10 protein-coding genes are annotated in these 11,960 nt (G+C 59.6%); 7 read left to right on the forward strand and 3 right to left on the reverse strand.

Translation table 11 applies throughout. From position 1 onward, the window contains the following. Positions 1–61 precede the first annotated feature (61 nt). From AC1DSG_RS20655 to AC1DSG_RS20665, 3 genes are read right to left on the reverse strand one after another with little or no spacing between them, the layout of a single operon-like run. Positions 62–1,456, reverse strand: a complete 1,395-nt coding sequence (locus tag AC1DSG_RS20655) for an efflux transporter outer membrane subunit (protein ID WP_477792542.1) — start codon at positions 1,454–1,456, stop codon at positions 62–64. 7 nt (positions 1,457–1,463) lie between these two features. After that, positions 1,464–3,437 (reverse strand): MacB family efflux pump subunit, encoded by a 1,974-nt coding sequence (locus AC1DSG_RS20660; RefSeq protein WP_477792543.1) that lies wholly within the window; start codon positions 3,435–3,437, stop codon positions 1,464–1,466. Further along, on the reverse strand, positions 3,438–4,610 hold the full coding sequence (locus AC1DSG_RS20665) for an efflux RND transporter periplasmic adaptor subunit (RefSeq protein WP_477792544.1): 1,173 nt from the start codon (positions 4,608–4,610) through the stop codon (positions 3,438–3,440). A gap of 321 nt (positions 4,611–4,931) precedes the next feature. On the opposite strand from AC1DSG_RS20665, the gene AC1DSG_RS20670 reads away from it, so the two are divergent. The 7 genes from AC1DSG_RS20670 to AC1DSG_RS20700 all read left to right on the forward strand — a co-directional run. Beyond that, on the forward strand, positions 4,932–5,414 hold the full coding sequence (locus AC1DSG_RS20670) for a sigma-70 family RNA polymerase sigma factor (RefSeq protein WP_477792545.1): 483 nt from the start codon (positions 4,932–4,934) through the stop codon (positions 5,412–5,414). Between the two features lie 132 nt (positions 5,415–5,546). Next, complete coding sequence (locus AC1DSG_RS20675; protein WP_477792546.1) at positions 5,547–6,884, forward strand: lysine N(6)-hydroxylase/L-ornithine N(5)-oxygenase family protein; 1,338 nt, start codon at positions 5,547–5,549, stop codon at positions 6,882–6,884. A 350-nt stretch (positions 6,885–7,234) separates the two neighbouring features. Next, on the forward strand, positions 7,235–7,624 hold the full coding sequence (locus tag AC1DSG_RS20680; RefSeq protein ID WP_477792547.1) for a hypothetical protein: 390 nt from the start codon (positions 7,235–7,237) through the stop codon (positions 7,622–7,624). Between the two features lie 164 nt (positions 7,625–7,788). Further along, positions 7,789–8,925, forward strand: a complete 1,137-nt coding sequence (locus AC1DSG_RS20685; protein ID WP_477792548.1) for an EAL domain-containing response regulator — start codon at positions 7,789–7,791, stop codon at positions 8,923–8,925. Positions 8,926–9,036: 111 nt separating this feature from the next. Continuing rightward, positions 9,037–9,522 carry a response regulator gene (locus tag AC1DSG_RS20690; protein ID WP_477792549.1) on the forward strand — a complete coding sequence of 162 codons (486 nt, stop codon included), beginning with the start codon at positions 9,037–9,039 and terminating at the stop codon, positions 9,520–9,522. A gap of 88 nt (positions 9,523–9,610) precedes the next feature. Beyond that, the gene (locus AC1DSG_RS20695; RefSeq protein WP_477792550.1) at positions 9,611–10,231 is read left to right on the forward strand and encodes a response regulator; all 621 of its coding nucleotides are present in this window, start codon (positions 9,611–9,613) and stop codon (positions 10,229–10,231) included. 12 nt (positions 10,232–10,243) lie between these two features. After that, positions 10,244–11,960, forward strand: a 1,717-nt coding sequence (locus AC1DSG_RS20700) for a transporter substrate-binding domain-containing protein (RefSeq protein ID WP_477792551.1), incomplete at its 3' end; no start/stop codon positions are given.

Genomic DNA, 11,960 nt, shown 5'->3' on the forward strand with positions numbered 1-11,960 from the left:
CTCAAGAGCCGAACGCGGAGCGTCCGTTGAGGCATTCCCACGCGGAGCGTGGGAACGATCATCACAAAACCTGCCACCCCCCTCCCAACGCCGTGTACAACGCAAAACTCGCCTGCAACCGCGACAACCGCAGCTGCACATTCAGATCCTGGGCCACATACAAGGTGCGTTGCGTCTCCAGCACCGTCAACAAATCCTCGGCCCCGGCCTGATAGCGGCTCTGCGCGATATCAAACGCGGTTTGCGCCTGTTTCAGTTCTTCACCTTGCCACTGCCGCTGTTGATCCAGCCCGCGAATGTTGTTCAGCGCTTTTTCGACGTCGGCGAATCCGTTGATGATCGCGCTGCGATAGGTCTCCAGCAGCTCTTCCTGGCGGGCCGTCGCCTTGTCACGTTCGGCGCCGAGGCGGCCATTGTTGAAGATCGGTGCGACCAGGCCTGCGGTCAGGTTGTAAAACGGGTTGCGCAACATATCGCCAGCGCGGTCGGCGCCCGAGCCTATTTCTGCGCTCAAGGTCACGGTCGGCAGCATCGCGGCGCGGGCCACGGCGACATTCGCCTGTGCCGCCGCCAATTGCGCTTCGGCACGGGCAATGTCCGGGCGGCGGCGGATCAGTTCACTGGGTACGCCAGCGTCGATGGTCGGCCATGACAGTTGATCAAAATTTTCCAGGCTCAACGGCAATTGCTGCACCGGCCGGCCGAGCAGGGCAGCGAGGCTGATCGAAGCATCCTGGGCCTGTTGCTGCACCAGCGGCAATTGCCGTTGTTGCGCCGCGACCAGACTTTTTTGCTGCGCCAGTTCCAGCGCGGTCGCCGAGCCTGAATCAAACCGCGTCTGCACCAGTTTCAACACGTTCTGCGCATTCGCCAGGTTCAACCCGGCGATGCGGCTTTGTTCGCGCAGCGACAGGGTTTGTGCGTAGCCGCTGGCAACGCTGCTGAGCAGGGTCAATTCCACCGTGGCCTGATCGTACTGGCTAGCCTGCAAGGCAAACTGTGCGCTGTCCCGGGAAGCACGTTGGCCGCCCCAGAAATCGATTTCGTAGCTGGCGCTGAGGTTGGCGTTGAAGTAATCCACCGCGTTGTTGTCGCTGTCGGCATCGAGTTGGCTATAGCCATTGCCGCGCAGCAGTTTCTGGCGGTTGGCATTCAACCCCGCCGTGACCTGCGGCAGCTGCGACCCGCCGGCCACCACCGTTTCCGCCTGCGCCTGACGCACCCTGGCGATGGCCGCGGCCAGATCGAAACTGCCGACGCGCGCTTGTTCGATCAGATGATCCAGCTGCGGGCTGCCAAACTGCGTCCACCATTGCTGGTTGCTGTGGGTAGTGCCTTCATTGTGCGGTGATTGCCAGGCGGCGGGCGGCTGAAGGCCGCTTTCCGGGTGCTGGGCGGGAGTGCCACAAGCACCGAGTAACAGGCAGAGCGTCAACAGACTGAGTGGCGGCTTCATGGAAAGATCATTCACTGGTAAGGGCCGTGACCGGGTCGAGTCGGGCAGCTTTGCGGGCCGGCATGAAGCCGAAGACAACACCGGTGACCAGGGCGCAGCCGAAGGCGCCGAGCACCGCTATCAAGGAGAATGCGACAGCGACTTCGCTGAGAATCAGCACACCGCCGACCATCAGCGCGAGGGCGATCCCGGCCAGCCCGCCGACCACCGAGAGCATCACCGCTTCGGTGAGAAACTGGCGCAGGATGTCGCGCTGGCGGGCGCCGGTGGCCATGCGAATACCGATCTCGCGGGTGCGTTCGCGCACCGTCATCAGCATGATGTTCATCACGCCAATACCGCCGACCAGCAGCGAAATCGCGGCAATCGAACCGAGCATCAGCGACAGGGTGTTTTGCGTGCGTGCTTCAGCCTGGATCATCGCGGCATTGTTGGTCAGTTCGAAATCTTTCTTGCCGTTGTGCAGACGCAGCATCAGTTGCTCGATGGCTTTTTCGGTCTCTTTGACCTTGCGCGCATCGGCGGCGGCGATGGCCACGTATTCGGGGTTATGAGTACCAAACAGCCGGACGCTGGCGGCGGAATAGGGGATGGCGATGCGGTCGTCGCTGTCCGAGTCGCCGGAGCTGGCGCCTTTTTCCGCGAGCACGCCCACCACCTGAAACGGCACGTTTTCTATCAGGATGTATTGGCCAATCGGGTTGGCCACGTCCTTGAGCAGTTTGGTCCGCACCTTGTGGCCGATCACCGCGACCGCTGCGGCGTTTTGTTCATCGGCCTCGGTGAAGTAGCTGCCTTCGACCACCGGCCAATTGAAAATCGCCGGAAAGTTAGTGTCATTGCCTCCGACGTAACTCAGGTGGTCGAGGTTACCGAAGCGCACCCCGGCTTCCTGGCCATTGACCGGCATGATCCGCATCACTTGCGGCAGACTGGCCACCGCCGCGACGTCATCGAGGGTGACGATGCCCAGCGCGGTACGCGGATTCGGGGCCGAGCCGCTGAGGTAAATGATGTTCGAGCCGAACGCACCCATCTGCGCCATGACCTGGCGTTTGCTGCCTTCGCCCACCGCCAGCATCACCACCACAGACGCCACGCCGATGATGATCCCGAGCAGCGTCAGCGCTGTGCGGAAGCGGTTGATCCACATCACTCGCCACGCCGCTTGCACCGCATCGATCAGTTCGCCTTTCCACGCGCCGGTGGCTTCGGCGCCTTCGCTCAGACGCTTGCGCAAGTCCACGGCTTGCAACGCGCCGGGGTTGGCTGAGGACTGAGCTTCAGGGTTATCGCGGGAACTGTCGCTGATGATCAGGCCGTCGCGAATTTCGATGATGCGTTTGGCCCGAGCCGCGACTTCACGGTCGTGGGTGATCAGGATCACCACATGGCCTTGGCTCGCCAGTTCGTCGMGCAACGTCATGACCTCGGCACCACTATGGCTGTCGAGGGCGCCGGTGGGTTCGTCGGCGAGGATGATGTGGCCGCCGTTCATCAAGGCGCGGGCGATGGACACCCGTTGTTGCTGGCCACCGGAGAGTTGATGCGGACGRTTGCCCGTGCGCGAGGCCAGGCCGAGGCGGTCGAGCAGGGCGGCGGCGCGGGCATGGCGTTCGACGGCTGGAGTGCCTGCGTAGATGGCCGGCATCTCGACGTTTTCCTGGGCCGAGCCGGACGGAATCAGGTGATAGCCCTGAAATACAAAACCAAAGGCTTCACGGCGCAGCCAGGCCAGTTCGTCACTGTCGAGCCCGGCAACGTTTTCCCCGGCAAAGCGGTATTCACCCGAAGTGGGGCGGTCGAGGCAGCCGAGGATGTTCATCAGCGTCGACTTGCCGGACCCGGAGGCGCCAACAATCGCCACGAACTCCCCGGCATGGATCGACAGGTCGATGCCGCGCAACACATGCACTTCGGGAGAGTCGCCGCCGCCGTAGGCTTTACGAATGTCTTGCAGCTCGATCAGGGGCGTCTGCATTCAGCCGCCACTCCCGTCGACCGGGCCGATCAGCAGGTGATCGCCTTCCTGCAAGCCATCGAGGATCTGCACCCGCAGGCGATCACTGATTCCGGTGCGCACTTCGCGCTGCTCGATGCTGCCGTTTTTGGCTACGACGTGCGCGGTCTGGTTGCCCGGTTCAGCGCCACCTTGCAATGCGGCAATGGGCGCGGTGAGGACGTTTTTCGCCTGGTCGGAAACGAAAAATACCTGCGTCGTCATTTCTGCCATCAGCGCGTTGTCGGCGTTCTCGACGTCGAGCAACACGGTGTACAGCACCACGCGCGCGCTGCCGCTTTTGCTCGAACTGGCCGGACTGCCGCCACCCTGACTGGTCTGGTCCAGTGGCTTGGGCGGTACAGGCAGAATCTGCCGCACGGTGCTGCTCCAACGACGACTGCCACCGCTCAAGGTGGTGAACCAGGCATTCATGCCGGGTTTGACGTGGCCGATGTCGGCTTCCGAAACTTCGGCCCAAACGGTCATGGGCGACAGTTTGGCGATACGCAAAATCAGCGGCGTTTGTTGCTGCGCATTCAGCGTCTGGCCGACCCGGGCATCGAGGGCGACCACGGTGCCAGACATCGGTGCGTAGATGCGGGTGTAGCCCAGTTCGGCCTGATCGCTACGCAGGCTGGCTTCCGCCTGGTGGATCTGCGCCTGGAACATGTCGATGCGCGCCTGGGTGGCGCGCAATTCGGCCTGAGCGGTTTGCACGTCTTCTTCACGGGTGGCGCCGCCGGCCTTGAGGTTCTGTTGGCGCTGGTATTTCTGCCGCGCGAGTTCGTGCAGGGCCCGTTGCTCCTGGAGCTGCGCCTTGAGGTTTTCGATGGAGAAACGCCCGGCGTCCAGTTTGGCCTGTTGCGTGGACGGGTCGATTTCTACCAGCAGCTGTCCTTCCTTGACCACGTCGCCGACCTCCACATGAATTTGGTGGATCTGTCCGGAGGCCTGAGCGCCGACATCGACATAGCGCCGCGGTTGCAGCGTGCCCAACGCCGTGACGCTGCTTTCAATATCGCCACGGCTGACGGGCGCGGTGGCGAATTTGTCGCGACCGGGCGGGATGACCTGCCAGGCGGCGACGGCGATAACGGGGATCAGACACAGTGCTACCAGCAGGGCGCGCCGGGTTTGTCGGGGACGTTTCATGCAGGGTTCCGGCCAAGGGGTATCGGCCCGTCGTTCATCCTGCGCGCAAGCAATGGCGGCAGCCGAACGCTGTCGGGGGAGTCGACAGAGACGGGGAGCTGTCCTGTAAACGAGTCATGTCGCGGGGAATTTAGGTGTCGACACATGGGGTTACACCTGTAGCTCAAGACTATTTATCGGGCAAGGCAAACCAATACTTTAAATCTACATGAGAATTACTATAAATTACGCGCCTCGAACTGCCACTATCGTGCCACTGCCTATTTCGGCGGTCGACGAGGGGGCTCAAGGATAGAAACCGCATCCCAGCGGCCGGGAGTCATGTTGGAAAACTACTATCGCGAGCTGGTGTGTTTCCTGAACGCCAAGCTAGGCAACCGCCAGGTGGCCGAAGATGTGGTGCATGACGCGTATGTGCGGGTCCTGGAGCGTTCCAGCGACACGCCCATCGAACAGCCGCGGGCGTTTCTGTATCGCACGGCCCTCAATCTGGTGATCGACGATCATCGACGCAACGCCCTGCGTCAGGTCGAATCGCTGGACGTGCTCGACACCGAAGAACGCTACTTCACGCCATCGCCGCACAACAGCCTCGATCACGGCCAACGCCTGCAAATGCTTCAGCGTGCCTTGGAGGAATTGCCACCGCTGTGTCGCGACAGTTTTCTGCTACGCAAGATCGAGGGGCTGTCCCACCCGGAGATCGCCGAACGCTTGGGCATTTCGCGGGCCTTGGTGGAAAAGCACATCGTCAATGCGATGAAGCATTGCCGGGTGCGGATGCGCCAGTGGGACGCCCATTGATCCCTGCTGGTTAAATTTTATTTCACTGTCCTCGTTCCTACTCAACAGACGACCTGCTGACCTGCCAAGGCCGGTCAGGTCACTTAGGCTTACTCCCCATCAGTTGAGGGGTTCATCCAGAGGACACTGGAAATGACACAGGCAATTGCATCGCCCATCGTTCACGACCTGATCGGCGTCGGTTTCGGCCCTTCGAACCTGGCGCTGGCCATCGCTCTGCAAGAGCGCGGGCCGAGCCAGGGCGAGCTGGATGTTCTGTTTCTCGACAAGCAGGCGGACTACCGCTGGCACGGCAACACCCTGGTGACCCAAAGCGAGTTGCAGATTTCCTTCCTCAAGGACCTGGTGACACTGCGCAATCCGACCAGCCCGTATTCCTTCGTCAACTACCTCAAGCATCACGGTCGTCTGGTGGACTTCATCAACCTTGGCACCTTCTATCCGTGCCGCATGGAATACAACGACTACCTGCGCTGGGTCGCCGCGCAATTTGCAACGCAGAGCCGTTACGGCGAAGAAGTGCTGACCATCGAGCCGGTGCTGCACAGCCAGCAAGTCGAAGCGTTGCGGGTGATTTCGCGCGATGCCCAAGGTCATCAGCATGTTCGCACCACGCGCTCAGTGGTGGTCAGTGCGGGGGGGACGCCGCGCATTCCACACGCATTCAAGTCGCTCAAGGATGACAGCCGCGTGTTCCACCACTCGCAGTATCTGGCGCAAATGGCCAGGCAACCGTGTGTGAACAACCAGCCGATGAGCATCGCGATCATTGGCGGCGGGCAGAGCGCGGCGGAAGCGTTCATCGACTTGAACGACAGCTTCCCGTCGGTGCAAGTCGACATGATCCTGCGCGGCTCTGCGCTGAAGCCGGCGGATGACAGCCCGTTCGTCAACGAAGTGTTCTCGCCGGAGTTCACCGACCTGGTGTTCCAGCAAGCCCACAGCGAGCGCGAGCGCCTGGTCAACGAGTACCACAACACCAACTATTCGGTGGTGGACATCGACCTGATCGAACGCATCTACGGCATCTTCTATCGCCAGAAAGTCTCGGGCATCGCACGTCATGCGTTCCGTACCTTGACCACCGTCGAAAAAGCCACCGCCACCGAGCACGGTATCGAACTGGCGGTGCGCAACAACGCCACCGGTGAAGTTACGGTTCGTCATTACGACGCCGTGGTGCTGGCCACCGGTTATGAGCGGCAGATGCACCGCAAACTGCTGGCGCCGCTGGAACAGTACCTGGGTGATTACGAGGTGGATCGTAACTACAAACTGATCACCGATGAGCGCTGCAAGGCCGGCATCTATATGCAGGGTTTCTGCCAGGCGAGCCATGGGTTGAGTGACACCTTGTTGTCGATCCTGCCCATTCGGGCGGATGAGATTGCCGGTTCGTTGTATGAGCATGGCAAGCATCGTGGGCATGGGCGGTCGGTGGTGGACTTGTTGTTGGCCACGGCCAGCTGAGAATTTCGGCGCCTGTGAGGCCGCCTTCGTCGGAAYGCCGCCCGGRGCCGGCTCGCTCCCCTAATGGAACTGTGTATGCAGGGCCAAAGTGGGAGCGAGCCGGCYCCGGGCGGCRTTCCGACGAAGGGGCCCTGAAGAACACTACCCAATCTGAATCCAGACCCCTTCCTGAAGCGCCCCACGATTCCCCCATCACCCGCACTTCGGTCATCCCGAAGCGGCGTTCTTGTAAGAACTTGAAATCAATTCACTCACTTTCAGATATTTCCTATAGAGGGCTCATGATGCTTTGATGAACGTGACGTTTACTTGAGCCCACAGCTCTTACTTTTTCGCGATCGTTGAATCCCATGTCCTATAAATACTGTCGAATCCTGATCGTCGAAGAACAGTACTTTCGTTGCCGAAACATCGAACAATTCCTAAGCGAACTAGGCTATTGCGGCTTCACGCTGGCGACCTCGCTCCGGGAGCTGTTGGCGTTGACTCACTACTCCTCGAAGCCGACCGAACACTTTGATCTGATGATCATCAACGGTGAGCTATTGGCGACACCGGGTATTGATCCGGTGAGGTTTTTTCAGAGCAACTCTCAGATTCGTTACGGCGTGATTCACGAATCGCGGCGCGGTCAGCCGAAGGCAGAGACAATTTACGCCAACCACCGACGCCAACCGAGCCTGATCCGCACACTGGATCGACAGATCCTTGGCATGCTGCTGGAGCCGCTCGATATTTAGGAAATTTCCGCCAAAACTTGCGACGTTTCCTAACGAGGCGGGCGCCCGATTGGAGGACACTCATCCTCCCTTCTGCCATCGCCGAGTCGATCACCATGCCCCTGCTGCCGCTCCGCGTTTTAGTACTTGAAGATCACGCTTTCCAGCGTTCAGTCGCGGTCAGGATGCTGCAAGCTCTGGGCTGTGGCGAGGTCTTTGAGGCCCGTGACGGAGCCCAGGCGCTGGCGGTGCTGCAAGCGGTCGGCCCGGTTGATGTTGCCCTGTGCGATTTGCAGATGGAGGGCATGGATGGACTGGAGTTTTTGCAGCACGTAGGTGCGACAGGGCAAGTCAAGGCGATCATCATCAGCAGTTCACTGTCCGCGGAGCTGCGCCGGGTGGTGCATCAAATGGTTGCCCTGCTTGGGCTTGAGCTATTGGGTGACGTGGGCAAGCCGTTGCCTATGCAGGGTCTGGCCGAGCTGCTGAAAAAGCCCCTCGACCGGCTGGCCACCCCGCAGTGCCCAACGACCTCCGTCACCCTGGCCAGCGAAGAGGCGGTCCGTGGTGCACTGGCCGAACAGCAATTGCAGGCCTGGTATCAACCCAAATTCAACCTGCACACCGCAGAAGTCTGTGGCGTCGAAGTGCTTTGTCGCTGGATGCACCCGACGCAGGGGGTGATCTCGCCCGCGCAATTCATCACGGTGCTGGAGCGCTACGGGTTACTCGACGAATTACTGTTTTCTCAGCTGGATCAGGCGTTAAACCTGCGGCGCCGTGCCGCAGCACAGGGTTTTTCCCTGAACATGGCGTTCAACCTGCAAGCGGTGCAATTGGCCAGCGGCGAACTGACGTCCACCATCAAGGCCATGCTGGCTCGCCACAACACCTGTGGCTCGAACCTGACGTTTGAATTGACCGAAAGCGGCCTGCTGGAAGCCCCGGCCACCAGCCTGAAAAGCCTGGTGCGCTTACGGATGATGGGGTGCCGGTTGTCGATCGATGACTTTGGTACTGGGTTTTCCTCGCTGCAACGCTTGTGTCAGCTGCCGTTTAACGAGATCAAGCTCGATGGCGGTTTCGTCCGCACACTGGAACATGAGCCGCGATGCCGGGCGGTGATCAGCAGCACCTTGGCGCTGGGCAAATCTTTGGGCATGTCGGTGGTGATAGAAGGCATCGAAACCGAAGCGCAACGCCAGCAATTGCTGGCTCTTGGATGCACTCTGGGACAGGGCTACTGGTATGCGCGACCGATGAGTGGCGAGGATTTTTTGCGCTGGCTGCAACCGCGCGACGAATCACAGATCCGGCCTTGAGCCCTCGTTGAAATCAGAAAGGGAGACCGAGCATATAGGAAAAGTCCTACATAAACCGGTATCAGGCTTCCGTAGTCTTGCGCCCCACCTTGATACCCGGCGGACTTCACTTTGACGAACAAAGCATTACGAATCCTGATTGCCGACGAGCAACACTTTCACCGGATGAAGGTCGAGCGCCTGTTCAACCATTTGGGCTACTACCGGGTGGCACCGGTTCAAAAGATTGAAGAGCTGTTGACCCTGGTCGAGTACGGTTGCGAGCCGTTAGATCTGGTGGTCATAAATGCCTCTTTGGCCGCTGGATCATTGGATCTGCGCGGGTTCTTCCTCGATAACTGCCAGGTGCGTCATACCCTGGTTTTCAACGACCAGCCTGCGCGATGGGTGCCGATGCCTTTCAGCGTAAAACAGACGATTCATGTGAGTCCTGTGGCGCTTCCTGATCTGAAGTGCATCCAGGGCCTGATGTTGAGTGTCGATCCTTCCACGTCATCTCCTGACGGTGCAATACCCGCAAATGGCGGGTTGTATCGAGGTGACCGATCGTCGGAACTGTCATTTGTGACAGGTGGTTCTCATCTCCTGGTCATGTAAGAGTTTTCGCGCAGATGCTGCGTGCATTCCGGGCTTTTCCGGCGGGCATTCGTGGCCTCATCGTCGATTTTTTGCACAGGGAGTTACCATGAAGTCAGTGCTGATTGTGGACGATCATCCGGTAGTTCGCGCCGCAGTCAAACTGGTACTTGAGCGGGAAGGTTTCAATCAGATTCATGAAGCCTCCAGCGTCGGTGAGGCATCGGCGATACTCCGTGAGCACGAAGTTAATCTGGTGATTCTGGACCTGGTGATGCCCGGCGGTAACGGGCTGGATGTTCTGACGCGAATCAAAGCCAGCAACTTGTCGTGTGTGGTGCTGGTATTCACCTCACTCGACCCGCTGTTTTTCCAGGAACGTTGCATGCGATCCGGGGCCTTGGCGTATGTCGCCAAGACCAACGTTTTGAGTCAATTGCACAAGGCCATTCACGCGTTGATGGCCGGGTACACCTATTTCGCGCAGTTGCCCAGCGTATCAATGGACGCGCTGCAGCAAAGCGAAAAACAAATGATCGACAAACTCTCCAACCGCGAGCTGACCATCCTCCAGTACCTGGCCCGGGGGACGACAAACAAGGCGACCGCCGAGGCGATGCACCTGAACCACAAGACAGTCAGCACCTACAAGACCCGTTTGATCGCAAAACTCGGCGTGAAGGCGGCCGTTCACCTGCGCGATTTTGCCATACGCAATCACTTGATCTGAGGGCGCCTGAACGTGCGAATCCTGTTGTGCGCCTTGATGTTATGCCTGGTGCCGCCGGCGCTGGCGGCCAGGGATAACCAGCCGAAGTCCTTGCAGCTGCTGGGGCGTTCGACGGTGGAGGGTTACGAGGTCCAATTGGATGAGAAGGACCGGCAATGGCTGCGCAGCAAGGGTGTCCTGCGACTTGGAGTGAGCGGGTCGGATTACCCGCCCTTCGAAGTCACGCGCAATCACGATGAGCTGGAAGGCATCACTGCCGATTACGCCCAATTGATTGCGCAACTGTTGAACATTCCCATTGAAGTTCAGCGTTATGGCACGCGGAAAGCGGCCATGGCGGCACTGAAAAACGATGGACTTGATTTACTCGGGACCTCGAACAATTTCGAAGTGGCCGACCCCGAGTTGATCCTGTCCAGCCCCTATGCGCAAGATCAGCCGATGCTGGTCACCCGACTGGACGAGCGCATGCCTGGGGATCTTGCGGGTAAACGCATTGCCATGGTCGATGACTATCTGCCGGTGCAGACGGTCGAAGCGTTTTATCCAGAGGCCAGCCTGCAACGTTATCCATCAGCGCTCGATGCACTTGGCGCGGTGGCGTACGGGCAAGATGACGTGTACCTGGGGGACCTCATCAGTGCCAATTACCTGATCAACAATAATTACCTCAATGACGTTCAGTTGATGGGGCCGTCCGGCCTCGACGCAAACCCGTTCGGATTTGCACTGGCCAGGGAAAACCTCCCTTTGAAGGACATCATCGACAAGACGTTGGCGGCGATCCCTCTGGATCAACGGGCGGCTATCGATCAGCGCTGGAGCGCCGGCAGGGTCAACAGGTTAAGTCAGTCGCGAGTCAAATTGAGCGCCAGTGAACAGTACTGGCTGGACCGTCACCCACAGGTGGATGTCGGGGTGGTCGAGGACTTTGCGCCGCTGACATTTTTCAATGCCGAGGGGCAATTCAGCGGGCTGACCGCGCAATTGCTGACGCTGATCAGCCAACGCAGCGGTTTGAACTTCAACGTGCTACGGGGCCGTTCCCTTGACCAACAGATTCAGCGACTCAAGGCTGGCGAGATCGACGTCATACCCGCCATCATCCCGGCCACAGAAGGTGTCACAGATCTGCACTTTACCAGCCCCTATATGACCAATCCGTACACGCTGGTCAGTGCCAGCACGCCCGATAGCCCCAGGTCGCTGGACGACTTGGCCGGTAAACGGCTGGCGATTTATCACAACCATCCGGTGCGCGCATTCATTCAGTCGCGGGTGCCAGGCGTGCGCATGGTGGATGTTGAAAACCCGGCGCAAGGTTTGGAATTGGTCATGAAAGGACAGGCCGACTCGGCAGTCAGTTCGTTGTTCATGACCCGTTACCTGATTTCCCGCTATTACCAGGGCCGTTTACGGATCAGAAGCACTGTGGGCGACGAACCGGCGCGCATCGCCATGGCAATGGACCGCGATGCTCCGGAATTGCAATCGATCTTGAACAAGGCGTTGCTGAGCATCTCGCCCGAAGAAATGGATGGTTTGGTCGCCCGCTGGGGCAATGATGTGGTGGTGGATGACAGCTATTGGTTGCGTCATCGTCCAGCCATCTTGCAGGCGTTTGCCGCCGCCGCCTCGATGCTCTTGCTGGCTTTAGGCTGGATCGCCTGGCAGCGCCGACAGATCCGCCAACGTCAACAGTGGTTGCAACAATTGCAGGACGCCAAGG

The organism is Pseudomonas sp. P5_A12, assembly GCF_056400685.1.